13 protein-coding genes and 1 pseudogene are annotated in these 17409 nt (G+C 69.7%); 9 read left to right on the top strand and 5 right to left on the bottom strand.

Going from position 1 to position 17409, the window contains the following annotated elements; translation table 11 throughout:
- On the bottom strand, nt 1-255 hold a 255-nt coding region (locus AACZ35_RS05590), incomplete at its 3' end, for a hypothetical protein (protein ID WP_339826959.1).
- Nucleotides 256-351: 96 nt separating this feature from the next.
- On the opposite strand from AACZ35_RS05590, the gene AACZ35_RS05585 reads away from it, so the two are divergent.
- From AACZ35_RS05585 to AACZ35_RS05565, 5 genes are all read left to right on the top strand, one after another.
- Nucleotides 352-858 (top strand): SET domain-containing protein, encoded by a 507-nt coding sequence (locus AACZ35_RS05585; protein WP_339826957.1) that lies wholly within the window; start codon nt 352-354, stop codon nt 856-858.
- A 144-nt stretch (nt 859-1002) separates the two neighbouring features.
- Nucleotides 1003-3234: a DUF5916 domain-containing protein gene (locus tag AACZ35_RS05580; RefSeq protein ID WP_339826955.1), complete on the top strand. Its 2232-nt coding sequence runs from the start codon at nt 1003-1005 to the stop codon at nt 3232-3234.
- A 103-nt stretch (nt 3235-3337) separates the two neighbouring features.
- Nucleotides 3338-3922 (top strand): GbsR/MarR family transcriptional regulator, encoded by a 585-nt coding sequence (locus AACZ35_RS05575; protein ID WP_339826953.1) that lies wholly within the window; start codon nt 3338-3340, stop codon nt 3920-3922.
- Nucleotides 3922-5280, top strand: coding sequence for a cytochrome ubiquinol oxidase subunit I (locus AACZ35_RS05570; RefSeq protein WP_339826951.1), 1359 nt, complete (start codon nt 3922-3924; stop codon nt 5278-5280). The genes AACZ35_RS05575 and AACZ35_RS05570 overlap by 1 nt, the downstream gene beginning before the upstream one ends.
- Nucleotides 5281-5292: 12 nt before the next feature.
- Nucleotides 5293-6285 carry a cytochrome d ubiquinol oxidase subunit II gene (locus AACZ35_RS05565; protein WP_339826949.1) on the top strand — a complete coding sequence of 331 codons (993 nt, stop codon included), beginning with the start codon at nt 5293-5295 and terminating at the stop codon, nt 6283-6285.
- 10 nt (nt 6286-6295) lie between these two features.
- On the opposite strand, the gene AACZ35_RS05560 is transcribed toward AACZ35_RS05565, so the two are convergent.
- From AACZ35_RS05560 to AACZ35_RS05550, 3 genes are all read right to left on the bottom strand, one after another.
- Nucleotides 6296-6808 carry a pilin gene (locus AACZ35_RS05560; protein WP_339826947.1) on the bottom strand — a complete coding sequence of 171 codons (513 nt, stop codon included), beginning with the start codon at nt 6806-6808 and terminating at the stop codon, nt 6296-6298.
- Nucleotides 6809-6860: 52 nt separating this feature from the next.
- On the bottom strand, nt 6861-8897 hold the full coding sequence (gene fusA, locus AACZ35_RS05555; RefSeq protein ID WP_339826945.1) for an elongation factor G: 2037 nt from the start codon (nt 8895-8897) through the stop codon (nt 6861-6863).
- A 153-nt stretch (nt 8898-9050) separates the two neighbouring features.
- Nucleotides 9051-10910 carry a sulfotransferase gene (locus tag AACZ35_RS05550; RefSeq protein WP_339826943.1) on the bottom strand — a complete coding sequence of 620 codons (1860 nt, stop codon included), beginning with the start codon at nt 10908-10910 and terminating at the stop codon, nt 9051-9053.
- Between the two features lie 92 nt (nt 10911-11002).
- Here AACZ35_RS05550 and AACZ35_RS05545 point away from each other — a divergent pair, with 92 nt between their 5' ends.
- A complete protein-coding gene (locus tag AACZ35_RS05545; RefSeq protein WP_339826941.1) occupies nt 11003-11692 on the top strand; it encodes an alpha/beta fold hydrolase in 690 nt (229 codons plus the stop codon).
- Between the two features lie 60 nt (nt 11693-11752).
- Nucleotides 11753-13408: an amidohydrolase family protein gene (locus AACZ35_RS05540; RefSeq protein ID WP_339826939.1), complete on the top strand. Its 1656-nt coding sequence runs from the start codon at nt 11753-11755 to the stop codon at nt 13406-13408.
- A 5-nt stretch (nt 13409-13413) separates the two neighbouring features.
- On the opposite strand, the gene AACZ35_RS05535 is transcribed toward AACZ35_RS05540, so the two are convergent.
- Nucleotides 13414-14286 (bottom strand): PhzF family phenazine biosynthesis protein, encoded by an 873-nt coding sequence (locus tag AACZ35_RS05535; protein WP_339826937.1) that lies wholly within the window; start codon nt 14284-14286, stop codon nt 13414-13416.
- Between the two features lie 128 nt (nt 14287-14414).
- On the opposite strand from AACZ35_RS05535, the gene AACZ35_RS05530 reads away from it, so the two are divergent.
- Both AACZ35_RS05530 and AACZ35_RS05525 read left to right on the top strand, forming a co-directional pair.
- Nucleotides 14415-17039, top strand: a complete 2625-nt coding sequence (locus AACZ35_RS05530; RefSeq protein WP_339826935.1) for a bifunctional aspartate kinase/diaminopimelate decarboxylase — start codon at nt 14415-14417, stop codon at nt 17037-17039.
- Nucleotides 17032-17409: pseudogene (locus AACZ35_RS05525) on the top strand (endonuclease domain-containing protein); the annotation flags it as partial. The gene AACZ35_RS05530 and the pseudogene AACZ35_RS05525, both read left to right, overlap by 8 nt.

Here is a 17409-nt window from a genome sequence, read left to right as displayed (position 1 = left end):
GGGTTTTACCCGCCGTGGGCCCAGGCGGCGGGCCAGCTGCGCGACCAGGCGTGCGCGGGCCGAGGGCTGGAATTGCGCCGGCAGGGCCTGGCCGGCGCTGGCGGCGGCCTTTTCCCAGGTCCGCGCCTGGTCCTCGGCGGCATCGGCCAGCGCGCGGAACAGGTCGGCGATGCGCGAATCGCGCTCGGCTTCGGCCAGGGCCCGGTACAGCCAGGCCGACTGTTTTTCCTCGCTCCAGCTGTTGGCCGGGTCCATCGGATATCTCCTGTGCTTTGCCCAGCATAAACCCGGGGCTGCGCCGGGCGCCTGGATTGGCGACAATGGCGGCCCATTCGCGCCACGGACCGCCCCATGCCCAAGAAGATCGAGGCCCGCCGATCCGCCATCCACGGCAACGGCGTCTTCGCCACCGACACGATCGCCAAGGGCGAGCGCGTGGTGCGCTACAAGGGCCTGCTGCGGACCCACGACGAGGCCGACGAGGTTTACGCCGACGACCCCGACACCGGCCACACCTTCCTGTTCACGCTCAACGACAAGTACGTCATCGACGCCAGCGTCGACGGCAACGACGCGCGCTGGATCAACCACAGCTGCGAGCCCAACTGCGAAGCGGTGTGGGAGGAAAGCGACACCGGCAAGAAGCGCAAGGACCGGATCTACATCGAGGCCATGCGCGACATCGCCCCGGGCGAGGAGCTGACCTACAACTACGGCATCACCCTGGTCGAAGCCCACACCGCGAAACAAAAGGCGATCTGGGCCTGCCGCTGCGGGTCGGCCAAATGCACGGGCACGATGCTGCAGCCCAAGGCCGGCAAGAAAAAGGGCAAGAAGAAAGGCAAGAAGAAGGCCTGATGTGGGAGGGACTTCAGTCCCGATAAGCGCGAATCGGGACTGAAGTCCCTCTTGCATGAGCCGGGCTGGCCGGGGGTGACTTACGGCCCTCACGCTCCACCGGCTTCCTGCCCCAGCATGCCGCGTCACGTCTTTGGCCCTGCCATGAACCCGCCACATTTCCTCGCCGCGCTGGCCCTGGCCGCCGCCAGCCTGCCCGCTGCCGCCGTCACGATCGACGGCCGCATTGATGCGACCGAATGGGCGCAGGCGCGACACGTGACCGAGTTCGTCCGTGTGCAGCCCATCGACGGCGCCGAGCCCGCCCTGCGCACCGAAGCCTGGCTGCTGGCCACGCCCGAGGGCCTGGCCGTGGCCTTCCGCGCGGAGCAGCCGCCGGGCGTGCCGCGCACCACCCAGCGCACCCGCCGCGACCAGGGCGGGGCCCTGGACCGCGTGAACCTGATGGTGGATTTCGACGGCGACGGCCGGACCGGCTACGACTTCATGGTCACGGTGGCCGGCGGCATCAGCGACGAAGTGATCACCAGCGAGCGCAACTTCAACACCGACTGGGACGGCGACTGGCATCGCGCCGTGCAACAGGACGAACAGGGCTGGTCGGTCGAAATGCTGGTGCCCTGGTACGTGGCGCCGATGGCCCGGCCTGATGGCGGCGAACGCACCATCGGCATCTACCTCGACCGCGTGGTCGGCAGCACGGGCGAGCGTTACGGCTGGCCCTTCATCAGCTACCAGAACCCGACCTTCCTGTCCGAGTTCCATAAAGTCCGGGTGCCGCACTACGAGCAGTCGCTGATCGCGGTGACGCCCTACGTGGTCGGCGTGCACGATGCCGTCGGCGGCGGCAGCGACTTCGACGCCGGTGCGGACATCTTCTGGAAACCCAACGGACAGTTCCAGCTTTCGGCCACGCTCAATCCCGACTTCGGCCAGGTCGAAAGCGACGACCTGGTGGTGAACTTCGGCGCGGTGGAAACCTTCTTCGGCGACAAGCGGCCGTTTTTCACCGAAAACCAGGGTCTGTTCGACGTGCCCTTCGGCGCCGGCAACAGTCGCCTGCTTTACACGCGCCGCATCGGCGGCCCGGCCGACGACGGCAGCGGCGCCGGCGACGTCACCGCGGCCGTAAAGCTCAATGGCAGCCTGGGCCAGGTGCGGTACGGCCTGCTGGCGGCGATCGAGGGCGACGAGGCCGGCCGCGATTTCTACGCGCTGCGCGCCACCCGTGATTTCGGCGACCAGGACCTGGGCGTGATGCTCAGCCGGGTGGACCGCCCGTTCCTGGACCGCGTGGCCACGGTGTATTCAGCCGACCACCTGTGGACGCCGGATCCGGCCTGGGTGGTGCGCACGCAGGCCGTGGCTTCGTCCGTAGACCAGGCCGGTACGCGCAGCGACGACGTCGGCGCGCAGCTGCGCATCGACCACGCCCTGGGCGACGGCTGGCGCCAGCAGCTCTACCTGCTGCACCTGGGCGACGAACTGCAGCTCAACGACATCGGCTACCTGGACCGGAACAACTTCAATTACGTGCGCTATGAACTGGCGAAGCGCCGCAATGGGTTCGCCGAAGGCTCGGCGTATTCGTCCTGGGAAACCCGCTGGGCCGTGTCCAACCGGCGCAACGTGCAGGGCACCGTCATCGCCGAAGCCGCGGCGATCAACCGATCGTCCGACCGCCGCGACGGCGGCAGCGAATTCTGGGAAGTCGCGGCCTGGTCGAGTGGCCACGATGACCTGATCACGCGCGGCAACGGCGTGCTGCGGGTGCCGGAAAAGTTGTATGCCTCCTGGGAGCGTTCGCGCCCCCGGCAAGGTGCCTGGGCGCTCAAGGGCTGGGCGCGCGTGGCCGGCGAGGGCCTGGACGGCGCCGAAGGCACCGGCCTGGAGCTGGGCATCGAGCCAACGCTGCATCTCAACGACAGCCTGACGCTGCAGGCCACGGCCTCGGTCAAGCACGCGCCGGACTGGCTGCTTTGGCGCGGCGGCGACCGCCTGGGCAGCTTCCGCGCCGACACCGCCCGCCTCGGCCTGAACCTGCAGTGGCAGCTGGGCCATCGCCAGGAGCTGCGGGTGAAGTTCGAAACCATCGCGCTCGACGCCCGCCTGCGCCAGGCCTGGCAGGTCGGCCCGGGTGGCCGGCCGGTGCCCACCAACGAACCGATCCCGGACTTCAGCCTGACCAACCTGGGCTTCCAGGTGCGCTACCGCTACGAGCTGGCGCCGCTGTCGGACCTCTATGTGGTCTACGGGCGGGGCGGGGCGCTGATTGAAGACGGCAGCCGGCCGCTGGCCGGGCTGCTGGGCGAAACCACCAGCCTGCGCGATGCCGAGCAGCTGCTCATCAAGCTCAGCTACCGCTTCGCCAACTGAGCCGGCCGTGATGATTGGCTGAACCCCCCAAGGCATACCGCTTGCCCCGCCGCCTTGATCTAGGTCTAATGTTTCAGAAATTTCTGAAACCTCAGGTGGCTACATGGACCTCCCCCCGCTCAGCCAGGCTTTCGTGCTGCATTTCGGTGAAATGGGCAGCCGCTGGGGCATCAACCGGACGGTGGGGCAGATCTACGCCCTGCTGTTCATCTCGGCCCGGCCGCTGACCGCCGACGAGATCACCGACCGGCTGGGCGTCAGCCGCTCGAATGTCAGCATGGGGCTCAAGGAGCTGTCGTCCTGGCGCCTGGTGCGCCTGAGCCACCAGCCGGGTGACCGCCGCGACTTCTACACCGCGCCCGAGGATGTCTGGGCCATCTTCAAGACCCTGGCCGAAGAGCGCCAGCGGCGCGAAGTGGACCCGACCCTTTCGATGTTGCGCGACGCGCTGCTCGAAACCCCGGACTCGGCCGAAGAGCGCCACGCCCAGGCGCGCATGCGCGAAATGCACGACCTGATCGAACAGCTGACCGACTGGTTCGCCGAAGTGCGCAAGCTGTCGCCGGCCACGCTCGAGAAGCTGATGGCCCTGGGCACCACCGCGACCAAGCTGCTGGACATGAAGGACCGCCTGCTCGGTTCGCCGGACAAGACCACGACCGCCGAGCCGGCGCCGGAGATCCGCTGATGGACGCCGGCGGTGCCATGGACGCCCTGATGCTGGCGCGCGTGCAGTTCGCGGCCAACATCAGCTTCCACATCCTGTTCCCGACCATCACCATCGCCCTGGCCTGGGTGCTGCTGTTCTTCAAGCTGCGCTACCTGCGTACGCAGGATGAAAAATGGCTGTCGGCGTATTTCTTCTGGGTGAAGGTGTTCGCGCTGAGCTTCGGCATGGGCGTGGTCAGCGGCGTCACCATGAGCTTCCAGTTCGGCACCAACTGGCCGGGCTACATGAACACCGTCGGCAACATCGCCGGGCCGCTGCTGGCCTACGAAGTGCTGACCGCGTTTTTCCTGGAGGCGGGCTTCCTGGGCATCATGCTGTTCGGCCGCAAGCGCGTCGGCGAACGCGTGCACACCCTGGCCACCGTGCTGGTGGCGGCGGGCACCACGCTGTCGGCGTTCTGGATCCTTGCGCTCAACTCCTGGATGCAGACGCCGGCCGGATTCGAAGTCATCAACGGCGTGGTGCATCCGACCGACTGGTGGGCGGTGGTCTTCAACCCGTCCTTCCCCTACCGCCTGGTGCACATGCTGCTGGCTTCGGGGCTGACGGTGGCCTTCCTGATGGCGGGGCTGTCGGCCTTCCGCTGGCTGCGCGGCGACCGCGGGGCCGACGTCGCGGCGACGCTGCGCACCGGCGTGCTGATGGCCGCGCTCCTGATCCCGGTGCAGATCTTCGCCGGCGACCTGCACGGCCTGAACACGCTGGAACACCAGCCCGGGAAGGTCGCCGCGATGGAAGGCATCTGGCAGGACGAACGCGGCGCACCGGCCCTGCTGTTCGCCTGGCCCAATGAAGCCGAGCGGCGCAACGATTACGCCGTCGGCGTGCCCGGCCTGGCGGCGCTGATCCTCACCCACGATATCGACGGCGAGCTCAAGGGCCTGGACAGCTTCGAGGACCATCCGCCGGTGCTGGCCGTGTTCTGGGGCTTCCGGGTGATGGTCGGCGTCGGGATGCTGATGCTGCTGGTGTCCTGGCTGTCGGCCTGGCATCTGCGCCGCCGCGGTGAACCTTCGCCCTGGCTGGCGCGGGTGCTGGTGGGCATGACCTTTTCCGGCTGGGTGGCGACCCTGGCCGGCTGGTACGTCACCGAAATCGGCCGCCAGCCCTGGCTGGTCACCGGCGTGCTGCGCACCGCCGACGCGGTGTCGGCGACGCCGGCGCCGATCGTCGGCCTGAGCCTGTCGGCCTACCTGGTGATCTACCTGGTGCTGCTGGCGGCCTATGTGTCGGTGCTGTTCCACCTGGCCCGCAAGTCCGGCGCGACGACCGCGCCGCCGATCACCGCCGCGCGCGGCGAACCCGATGAAACCTGACCCGGAGGTCCCATGGACGCCTGGCTGCCGCTGATCTTCATGGGCCTGATGGCCCTGGCCATGCTTGTTTACGTCGTGCTCGACGGCTACGACCTGGGCGTGGGCATGCTGGTGCCCTTTGCCGACGGCCCGGGCAAGGACCGCATGGTCGCTTCGATCGGGCCTTTCTGGGACGGCAACGAAACCTGGCTGGTGCTGGGCGTCGGCCTGCTGCTGGTGGCCTTCCCGGTGGCGCACGGGGTGATCCTGGGCGCGCTTTACCTGCCGGTGCTGGTGATGCTGCTGGGCCTGATCCTGCGCGGCGTCGCCTTCGACTTCCGGGCCAAGGCGCACGACGAACACCGGGTGCTGTGGAACGCCGCTTTCAGCGTCGGTTCGCTGGCGGCGGCGCTGGCCCAGGGCTACATGGTCGGGCGTTACGTCGTCGGCTTCGAACCGGGGCTGGTGCCGGTGCTGTTCGCGGCCTTCATCGGCCTGTGCCTGGCCGCCGGCTACACGCTGCTGGGCGCGACCTGGCTGTTGCTGAAGATGGAAGGGCCGCTGGTGCGGCAGGCGGCCGGCTGGGGCTGGTGGGCGCTGTGGCTGACCGGCCTGGGCATCGCCGCGGTGTCGGTGGCCACGCCCTTCGTGTCGCCGCGCATCTTCGAGAAATGGTTCGCGCTGCCCAACTTCTTCCTGCTGATGCCGGTGCCGCTGCTCACCGCCGTGCTGTTCGCGATGTGCGAAAGCAACCTGCGACGCATCCGCCGCGGCGGCAAGGGCCGCGACTGGGTGCCGTTCGCGGCGGCCATCGGCATGTTCGTGCTGGCCTTCCTGGGCCTGGCCTACAGCGTCTATCCCTACCTGGTGATCGACCAGATCGAGTTCTGGGACGCCGCCGCAGCGCCGGGTTCGCTCAAGATCATCCTGGTCGGTGCGCTGGTGACGCTGCCGATGATCATCGGCTACACGATCTTCGCCTACCGCGTGTTCTGGGGCCGCAGCACCGAACTGAGCTACGAGTGAAACGGCCCTCTCAGCGGCATTGCGGCAAGCGGGTCGCCGCCGGGTAATTGCGGGCGCGACAGGTCCAGTCAAGGCTGCCGTCGGGAAGCACGGTGGGCACCAGTCGGATCTCGCCGCCGCGCGCGACGTGTGGCTTCACGGCGACGGCGACCTCGCCGTCGGGACGCACGCTTATCGCGGCCACCGGGCCGCCGGCATGGCTGTCGGGATTGCCCAGGCCCAGCTGCGCCAGGTTGCGCGGCCAGGTTCCCTCTGCGACGTAGAACGCGTCCACCGCGGCCTGGATCGGCCGTGCGCGTTCCAGCGCGTCGGCGGCCTGGGCCTGTTCCAGGGACTGGGGCGCTTTCCGGGACGTCATCTCCTCCCGCGTCAGCGGGGGCGGCCGGCCCGTGGGCGCAGGTTCCGGCGCGGCCGGCGAATCGGCCACCGGGAAGGTGGCGTAATGCACCGACACGCGATACGCGACCAGGGCCAGCAGGACGCTCAGTACCAGCGCGACGAAGAGGGGAGCGACACGTTTCATCCGTAACCTGCAAGGCGCGACCAAAGGGCTCGCGCCTGCAGTCTAACCGCCATCAGTCGTCGTCGTGTCGAGGCCGGTAGGCTTCCACCAGCTGTTTCTGCACGCCCACGGGCACCGGCTCGTAGTGGCTGAACTCGAGTTCGTAGCGGCCGCGGCCGGCGGTGGCACCCTTGAGTTCGGTGGCGTAGTCGGTCAGCTCCGACAGCGGCACCTGCGCCTTCACCAGTATTTCGCCGCCGCGGCCGGCGTCGGTGCCGTGGATGCGCGCGCGTTTGCCGGCCAGTTGGCCGGTGATGTCGCCCATGTGTTCCTCGGGCACGCTGACCACCAGGTCGACGATGGGTTCGAGTACCTGCGGCCGCGCTTTCAGGATGGCATCGAGGAAGGCGCGTTTGCCCGCGGCCACGAAGGCCACTTCCTTGGAGTCGACGCTGTGGTACTTGCCGTCGTAGACGGTTACGCGCACGTCCTGGAGCTGGTAGCCGGCGATGGCGCCGCCGTCGAGCACCTGGCGCACGCCTTTTTCCACCGCCGGAATGAACTGCCCGGGGATGGTGCCGCCCTTGACCGCGTCGACGAACTCGAAGCCGCGGCCACGCTCCAGTGGTTCGATGCGCAGGAATACCTCGCCGAACTGGCCGGCGCCGCCGGTCTGTTTCTTGTGCCGGTAGTGGCCTTCGGCCGGCGCGCCGATGGTTTCGCGGTAGGCGATGGAGGGCGGTCGGGTGGTGACGGCGACGCCGTAACGTTCGCGGATGCGTTCGAGCATCACCCGCAGGTGCAGTTCGCCCAGGCCGCGGATCACAGTTTCATTGAGCTCGGCGTCGTGTTCGACCAGGAAACCCGGGTCTTCCTCGGACAGCTTGTGCAGGGCGGTGGCGAGTTTCTGCTCCTGGCCGCGCGTGCTGGCTTCGACCGCCAGGCCGAACATGGGTTTCGGAAAATCCAGCGGCTTGAGCCGGATGTCATCCTCGTCGTGGCTGTCGTGCAGCACTGCGTCGAAGTGGATGTCCTCGACCTTGGCCACGGCGGCGATGTCGCCGGGCACGGCCTGGTCGATTTCCACGTGGTCCTTGCCCTGCAGCTTGAAAAGATGCCCGACCTTGAACGGCTTGCGGCCGTCGTCGATGAACAGCTGGCTGTCCTTTCGTACTGTGCCCTGGAAAACGCGGAAGACGCTGAGCTTGCCGACGAAGGGGTCGTTGACGATCTTGAACACGTCGGCGACCACGTGCGCGTCGGCGTCGGGCACGGCTTCGAAGGGCTGGCCGTTTTTCTCGAAGGGTGGCGGGTTGCCTTCCATCGGGTTGGGGAACAGTTTTTCGGCGAGGTCCAGCAGCTCGGTGACGCCGACGCCGTTGCGCGCGGAAACAAAACACACCGGCACCAGGTGGCCTTCGCGCAGGCATTGTTCGAAGGCGTCGTGCAGGGCCTGGCCGGACAGGCCTTCTTCGCCGTCCTCCAGGTAACGTTCCATGATCTGTTCGTTGATCTCGACCACCTGGTCGACGATGCGCTGGTGCGCGTCGGCCACCGGGCCCAGGTCGGAGTCGCCGACGGGGTTGAAGAAACAATCCACCACGCGCGTGCCCTTGTCGGCCGGCAGGTTGATCGGCAGGCATTCGGGGCCGAAGGCTTCGCGCAGTTCTTCGAGCAGCACCGGCAGGTGGCCGGGGTCGACGTCCATCTTGTTGACCACCAGCACCCGGCACAGGTTGCGCGCCCTGGCGTATTCCATCATGCGGCGCGTGCCGTATTCGACGCCGGTGGCCGCGTTGACCACCACGGCCACGGTTTCCACCGCCGAAAACGCCGACAGGGTCGGGCCGCGGAAATCGGGGTAGCCGGGGGTGTCGATCAGGTTGACGTGGATGCCGGCGTGGTCGGTGCTGGCGATGGCGGTATTGAGCGAATGGCCGCGGGCTTTTTCCATCGGGTCGAAGTCCGACACGGTGCTGCCGCGTTCGAGGCTGCCTGCCGCGGGAATCGCGCCGCCGGCAAACAGCAGGGCTTCGAAGAGGGTGGTTTTGCCGGCGCCTGAGTGGCCCGCCAGGGCCACGTTGCGGATCTGTTTCGTGCTGTACGACATGAGGCCGTTCCTCCCGTGCGTGGGTGGTTGGGCCGTCATGGTCGGCGGCGCGATGGCGCTGCCTTATCGGTCGTCGAACGCGACCGCGCGTCGGTCATGGCGGACGCCCGGCCGGGGCCGGGGCGACTAGACTCCTACTCCCGCCGCCCCGGGTCAACCGGCGGCGCGCGCGGCCCTGTCGACGGTGGCCTGGATGGCCGCCAGGCGCGGTTCGATGTCGCTGGCGTGCTTGCGCCACTTGTCCGGCGCCGGCGTGGTGAGCGTGTAGCGCGACAGCGGCAGCACGCCGCCCAGGTCCTTGTCCCAGCCCCAGCCGGCCCAGGCGCCCAGGCGTTCGACGGTGCCCTGCGGGTCGGCCAGGAAGCGGTCGTGGTCGACGCCGGTCCAGTGCGCGCCGTCCAGGGCCTGCAGGTCGTCGAGCAGCAGGCGGGTGGCGGTTTCCCACTGCCGGGTGACGATGTCGGCCAGGGGTCGGCCCGAGAGCTCGCGCCAGCCGGGCACCAGCAGGAAGGACCAGGGCAGGCCCTGCCAGCCGGGCAGGTTGGGGTACATGACGAAACGACCGGACTGCCAGCCTTCGATCATGCTGGCCAGCACCTGGCGCGGGTCGCGGTGCAGGTAGATGAAACGGGCGTCCGGGAACACCGCGCGCAGGAAGGGAATGCGCAGGGCGTTCTTGGGGGTCTTTTCCAGCAAACGCACCGCGGCTTCGCCCGGGGCGTGGCCGTCGCGGTCGCGCAGGGCGTCGAAAAAGCGCTGCTGCAGCTGGGCGGTGACCTCCGGCGTGGCGTCCTGCGCCTGAAGCCGGTTCGAATCGTGGCCGCGCTGCGAGGGCGCCAGGCCCGGCACGCCTTCGATCAGGCTGTGGCTTTCGTCGCCGATGCTGAAAACGCCGGGCGCCTTCACCAGGGTTTCGAACAGCAGCGTCGAACCCGAACGCGGTGGGCTGACGATGAACACCGGGCGCTCGAAGCGGCCGGCGGCGCTGCGGCGGCTGGTGGCCTTCGGCGCCGCGGCACCCGGCAGCGCCGGCGCGTCGCCGTGCACGTCCTTGCGCAGCGACTGGTTGGCGGTGTTCTGGTCGCCCAGGGCGACGCCGAACACGTACATGTCGAGCATGTACATCAGCCCGACTTCGTTGCGCAGGCCGATCTCGCCCGCGCCGCGCGCCAGGATGTCGGCGCGGGTGGCGTCGAGCAGTTCGCGGTAGCGCGGCCAGCCCGATTTTGCGTCGCCCAGGGCCGACCACAGCGCATGCCAGCGCCGGGCGAAATCCAGCAGGCCCTGCTGGACCACGGGCAGGCGCGGGTGCGGCACGGCTTCGCCGAGCAGGAAGACGAAATGGTCGCGGATTTCCCAGGGCGTCATCACCGACGGCAGGTTCACCGACTCGAAGTCGATGTGCACCTTGCCGGTGCCGGGCAGCGGTGCCGGCGGCGCCTGCCAGCCGGGAATGCTGCGGCCCGCGGGCCGGCCGCGCGAGATCAGGTCCCACAGGCCGGCGCCGCCGACGGTGTCGGCGACCAGGTGGATGCGGGTGCTGTGATTGCCGTTGATCACGCGATGCCGCGACCAGGTGTCGAAGATCCAGCATTCGCCGGCCTTCATGTTGGTTTCCGCATCGCCGACCTGGAAGCGCACGTCGGGCGTGGTGGTCACCGGCACGTGCACGCGCATGCGTTCACGCCAGTAATAATTGGTGTCCACGTGGGCGGTGACTTCGGCCTGGCCGGAGAGGCGCATCAGGCGCGAACGGCCCCAGGTGGCGCCGAGCGCGGCCAGCACTTCCTTCACCCGCGGCAGCTGCTCGAGCGCGGCGGTCGGGCGCATGTTGCCTACCAGGTCGTCGTTGTCCGGTTCGCCGTTGGTGGCGATCAGCGTCAGCGCACTGTTGCCGGGCAGCTTGTTCGGATGCGGGCGCCAGTGCGATTCATCGACCCGGGCGATTTCATCGGCCAGGGCCCGGGCATCGAAGGACACCGGCAGCTGCAGGAAGGGAACCTGGATTTTCATGATTCGCCCATGGTACCGGCCGCGCCGAGCACCGGCCAATGCCGGGTGGCCGCGTAAACTCCGGCGCCAGGCCCCTGGACTGGAAGTCGTGCATGGATTCGACGCAAATCGCCATCCGCAGCGCCGTGTTCGTGCATGGCGCGGGCGGCGGCGGCTGGGAGTGGACGGCATGGGCGCGGGTTTTCGCGGCGGCCGGCCTGTCGGTGGCCGCACCGGACCTGCGCGCGGCGCCGGCCGGCCTGGCCGCCACGACGCTGGCGGACTATTCCGCGCAGGTGGCGGGCTGGCTGGACGCGCTTGCGCGACCGCGGGTACTGGTCGGTGCCAGCCTGGGTGGCCTGCTGGCGGCGATGAACGCGGGCAAGGCCGATGCGCTGGTGCTGGTCAATCCGATGCCGCCACAGGGCCTTCCGGATGCGCCGCAGCGTCCGGCCGTGGTGCCCTGGGGACGTTCGGCCTCGCTGGCGGGCACGCGCGCTGCCCTGCCGGGCGCGGATGACGCCGCGGCGCTGTTCGCCTTCCGGCGCTGGCGCGATGAATCCGGCGCGGTGCTCAACCAGGCCCAGGCCGGCGTCGCGCTGGCCAGGCCATCGGCGCCGGTGCTGGTGATCATTTCCGAAAGCGACCAGGACGTCCCGCCGCAGGTTTCAATCGACCTGGCGAAAACCTGGGCTGCAACCGCCTGGCCCGTGCCCGGCGGCCACGTCGATCCCCTGCTGGGCCGCGACGCGCCGGCCCTGGCCGAGCGCGCCCTGCGCTGGCTCACAAAAAGTCGACTCTGACCCCGGTTTTAAACGTTAATGTTCCCTGGCCCCGTTTTGGGGATTGCCCGGGAGGTGTTGATGCGCCGGATTTGCCTGTTGATCAGCCTGGCCGCGGCCAGTGGCCTGGCCCATGCCGGGGGCGAGCATCTGCTTGTCGCCAAGCGCATCCACACCGGCGACGCCCGAACGCCCGTGGCCGAAGCCATGGCCTGGGATGCGCAGGGCAGGGTGCTGGCCATCGGTTCCGCGCAGGCGCTGTCCGCGCGTTATCCGGACGCCGTTCGCCATGACGCCGGCGACGCCACCGTGGTGCCGGGGCTGGTTGATGCCCACGCCCACCTGATGAACCTGGGCTTCGCCCTGCTGCGCGCCGACCTGGTGGACGCGGCCAGCAATGACGAAGTCATCCGCCGCCTGCAGGCCTTCGAAGCGACCCTGCCCGAAGGTGCCTGGCTGCTGGGCCGCGGCTGGGACCAGAACGACTGGCCGGGCAAGCAGTTCCCGACCGCCGCCGACCTGGACGCCGCCTTCCCGGACCGCCCGGTCTGGCTGGAGCGCGTGGACGGGCACGCCGGCTGGGCCAACAGCGCCGCGCTGCGCGCCGTCGAACGCGACCTCGCTGGCGACTGGCAGCCCGACGGTGGCCGCATCCTGCGCGACGAGGCCGGCAAGGCGACCGGGGTATTCATCGACACCGCCGCCGAGCTGGTTGATGCCGTCGTGCCGCAGCCCGACGACGCCCTGCGCGCCGAAGCACTGGAGCGCGCGCTCGCCGCCGCGGTGGCGAACGGCCTGACCGGCGTGCACGACATGGGCGTGTCCCTGGCCGACCTGCGCCTGATGCGTGGTTTCGCCGACGCCGGCAAGCTGCCGCTGCGCATCCGCGCCTACGCCGACGGCGACGCCGAGGCCCTGGACGCGCTGTGCGCGATGGGCCCCTACCAACATGCCTCGGGCCGCCTGGCCATGCGCGGCGTGAAGTTCTACGTGGACGGTGCATTGGGCAGCCGCGGCGCCGCGCTCATCGAGGACTACAGCGACGAACCCGGCCACCGCGGCCTGCTGGTGACCGAACCGGCTGCGTATGCCGCGGGCGTGGCCAAGGCCCACGGCTGCGGCATCCAGCCGGCCAGCCACGCCATCGGCGACCGCGGCAACCGCGTCGTGCTCGACACCTACGACGCGGTGCTGGGCGCGAAGGCGGACACCGACCACCGCTGGCGCATCGAACACGCCCAGGTGGTGCACCGCGACGACCTGCCGCGTTTCGCATCGCTCAAGGTGATTGCCTCGATGCAGCCCACGCATGCCACCTCCGACATGCCCTGGGCCGAAGCCCGTGTCGGCCGCGAGCGCCTGTACGGCGCCTACGCCTGGCAGCGCCTGCGTGCGCTGGGCGTGCCGCTGGCGCTGGGCTCGGACTTCCCGGTGGAATCGGTGGACCCGCGCCTGGGTCTGTATTCGGCCGTGACCCGCCAGGACCGCGACGGCAAGCCGCCGGGCGGCTGGCTGCCCGACCAGAAGCTGACGCCGGAACAGGCCTTGCAGGGCTTCACCGCCGGCGCTGCGTTCGCGTCCTTCGACGAGGAAAACACCGGGCGCCTGGCGCCGGGGTTCGCCGCCGACTTCGTGGTGCTGGATGCCGACCCGCTGTCCGTCGATGCCTCGCGCCTGCCGGAACTGAAGGTGCGTTCGACCTGGGTGGACGGGCAGCGCGTTTTCGCCGCCGACTAGCCGGGTTACCAGTCCAGGGTGCCGCGCACGACGGTTTGCACCTGGCCGCCCGACCAGACTTCGCCTTCGGCGTCGACCTGCAGGAACAGGCGGGCGTCGTGGCCGACTTCGCGGCCCTGGCTGACGACGTAGGCGCCGTTGGCGTGGGGCAGGGCGTTGGCATGGTGCAGCCAGGCCGCCAGGGTGGCGTTGGCGGCGCCCGAGGCGGCGTCTTCCACCTGCGCCGGCTGGCCGACGAAGGCGCGCACGGCCAGGTCGTGGTCACCGCCGGTGCAGCGCGCGTAGACGCACAGGCCCATGGCTTCGGTGTCCGCGGCCAGCAGGGCGATGTCGGCCCAGGGCGGCGACAGCGCACGCAGCGAGGCTTCGTCGCGCAGCTCGGCCAGCCACCAGCGGCGGCCGCCGTCCATCAGCACCGGCGGCAGCGTGCCCAGGGGCAGGCCGGACAGCACCGGTGCCAGTCGCGGGTCGTCCAGCCGGCCGGTTTCCAGCACGCGGGCGCGCGGCGCACGCACCGCCAGGCGACGTCCGGCGCCTTCGCCCTGGACGCGGATCGGCAGCAGGCCGACGGCGCATTCCTGCACCAGCAGGCCGTCGCGCGGCGTCGCCAGGCCGGCGTCGAGCACGGCGTGGGCGCTGCCGATGCTGGGATGGCCGGCGAAGGGCACTTCCCGGCGCGGGCTGAAGATGCGCAGCCGGTAGCTGGCCTCCGGCGTCGAAGGCGGCAGCACGAAGGTGGTTTCCGGCAGGCGGGTCCAGCGGGCGATGGCCTGCATCGCGGCCTCGTCGAGCGAGCTGGCGTCGAACACCACGGCCAGCGGATTGCCGTCGCCCGGCCGGGCGGCGAAAACGTCGAGTTGTACGAACGGGTAGTGCATCGGGGGCTTCCTGCCCAGGGAGTCGCGAAGATTAGCAGCCCGGCGGTGAATCACCCCTCCACGCCCTTGGTTTACACTCGGCGGGCCCGTGCCCCGCGCACCGGCGTCCCCCAGCCAGAACCCTGACCATGACTCCTGCCGCGCCCGCCGCCGGTGCCGTTGCACCGGATTGGATCGTCCTGAAGTTCGGAGGCACCTCGGTGTCCCGACGCCATCGCTGGGACACCATTGGCGCGCTGATGAAACGGCGCGCGTCCGAAGAGGGCGCGAAGGTACTGGTGGTGGTGTCGGCGGTTTCGGGCGTCACCAACGAACTGCAGGCCATCTGCGACGGCCACGCCGACACGCCGGGCACCGCCGCGCGTTTCGAAGCGCTGGCCATGCGCCACCGTGATTTCTGCCGCGACGAGCTGGGCCTGGACCCCGATGCCGTGCTGGGCGAACGTCTGGCCGCGCTGCAGGCGCTCGCCGACGATCCGCGCCGCGCCAGCGGCGATCTCGCCTGGCAGGCCGAAGTGCTGGGCCAGGGCGAACTGCTGTCCTCGACGCTGGGCGTGGCCTACCTGCGTTCGCAGGGCCTGGACGTGGGCTGGACCGATTCGCGCGACTGGCTGGCGGCGCGCGCGCTGCCCAACCAGAACGACTGGGCGCGTCGGCTGTCGGCCTCCTGCGACTTCGAAGGCGACGCCGCCCTGCGCGCCCGCTTCGATGCCGCCGGCCCGGCCCTGCGCATCGCCCAGGGATTCATCGCGCGCGCCGAAGATGGCGGCACGGCGATCCTCGGCCGCGGGGGTTCCGATACTTCGGCGGCCTACCTGGGCGCGCTGCTCAAGGCCCGCCGGGTCGAGATATGGACCGACGTGCCCGGCATGTTCAGCGCCAATCCGCGCCAGGTGCCCGAGGCGCGGCTGCTGTCGCGCCTGGACTACGCCGAGGCCCAGGAAATCGCCACCACCGGCGCCAAGGTGCTGCACCCGCGCTGCATCCATCCCTGCCGCGAGGCGCGCGTGCCGCTGTGGATCCGCGACACCACGCGGCCGGACATGCCCGGCACCGTCATCGACGCGTCCGCCACCACCGTGCCCGGCGTCAAGGCGATCAGTTCGCGCCGCGGCATCGTGCTGGTGTCGATGGAAACCATCGGCATGTGGCAGCAGGTGGGTTTTCTTTCCGACGTGTTCGAACGTTTCAAGGCGCACGGGCTGTCGGTGGACCTTATCGGCTCGTCCGAGGCCAACGTCACCGTGTCGCTGGACCCCAGCGACAACCTGGTCAGCACCAACGTGCTCGATGCGCTGTGCGCGGACCTGGGCCAGGTCTGCCGGGTGAAGGTGATCGCGCCCTGCGCCGCCGTCACCCTGGTCGGCCGCGGCATGCGGTCGCTGCTGCACAAGCTCTCCGACGTCTGGGCGGAGTTCGGCCGCGAGCGCGTGCATCTCATTTCGCAGTCGTCCAACGACCTCAACCTCACCTTCGTTCTGGACGAAGACCTGGACGAAGACATGCTGCCGCGCCTGCACGCGCTGCTGGCGCAGTGCGGCGCGATGCCGGTGACCGAAACCGCCGTGTTCGGCCCCAGCTGGCGCAGCCTCGACAAACCCGCCGCCAGCCGCCCGCAGACCTGGTGGCAGCGCCTGCGGCCGCGCCTTCTGGAAGCGGCGAAAGCGGGCACGCCGCGTTATGCCTACCACTTGCCGACGGTGCGCGAACGCGCCCGCGAGCTGATGGACGTGGCGGCGATCGACCGGCGCTTCTACGCGCTGAAGGCCAATTCGCACCCGGCAATACTGCGCACGCTGGAAGCCGAGGGTTTTGGCTTCGAATGTGTCTCCCAGGGCGAACTCGAACATCTGTTCGGCGTGCTGCCGACCCTGGCGCCGGACCGGGTGCTGTTCACGCCCAGTTTCGCGCCGCGGCGGGAATTCGAGGCGGCGCTGGCGCGCGGCGTGTTCGTCACGCTCGATTCGCTGGTGCCGCTGCAGCAGTGGCCGGAGTTGTTCAAGGGCCGCGACATCGTGCTGCGCGTGGACCCGGGCTTTGGCCAGGGCCACCACGAGAAAGTGCGCACCGGCGGCAAGGACGCCAAGTTCGGCCTGGCCGCGGAAGCGGTGCCGCAGTTCGCGGCCGCCGCCCGCGCCACCGGCGCCCGCATCACCGGCCTGCACGCGCACATCGGCAGCGGCATCCACGATGCGCGGCACTGGCACACCGTCTACGCCAGCCTGGCGGCGATCGCCGAAGGCATCGGCACGGTGTCCTTCATCGACGTCGGCGGCGGCCTGGGCGTGGCCTACGACCCCGACGCCGCGCCCTTCGACCTGGTGGCCTATGGCGCCGCCCTGGCCGAACTCAAGGCCGCCTATCCGCACTACGCGCTGTGGGTGGAGCCGGGCCGCTACCTGGTCGCCGAAGCCGGCGTGCTGCTGCTGTCGGTCACCCAGGTCGTGGACAAGCAGGGCCAGCGCCGGGTCGGCGCCGACGGCGGCATGAATGCCCTGATGCGCCCGGCGCTTTACGGCGCCTGGCATGAAATCGTCAACCTGAGCCGGCCCGATGCGCCGCCGGGCCCACCCTGCGAAGTGGTCGGCCCGGTCTGCGAATCGAGCGATGTGCTCGGCAAGCAGCGGCGCCTGCCCGAAGCCACGGCCGAAGGCGACGTGCTGCTGGTCGGCCACGCCGGCGCCTACGGCGCGGTGATGGCCAACCGCTACAACCTGCGCGCGCTGCCGCAGGAGGACGTGATCGATGACTGACTTCGACCCGGGCGCGGTGCGCGCCTTCCGTTTCCTGGACTGCCGCTTCGACGCCAGCACCGGCGAGGCCGGCCTGGACTACGCCTTCGACGACGGCCCGGTGATGACCGAGGTGATGCGTTTCCCGGGCGCGCCGTTCGTGCTGGGCGACGTGCGCGCCGCGGCGGTGCGGCGGGCGCTGCAGCTGCTGCACCTGGTCGCCGGCGTCAGTTATTACAAGGCCGCGGTGCCGCCGGAAATCCGCATCGAGGCTTACGACATCGATGCAGGTACCGCGGCGCTGCTGACTTCCATCTACGAAAACGGCCTGGGCGAGTTTGCCTACCGCAACGGGCTGTCGCTGCGCGGGAAGATCGTTTTCCCGGCCCAG

Source organism: uncultured Arenimonas sp., assembly GCF_963976025.1.
GTDB lineage: Bacteria > Pseudomonadota > Gammaproteobacteria > Xanthomonadales > Xanthomonadaceae > Arenimonas.
Note: the sequence above shows the minus strand (reverse complement) of the source record. Positions and strands in the feature narration are given on the sequence as shown.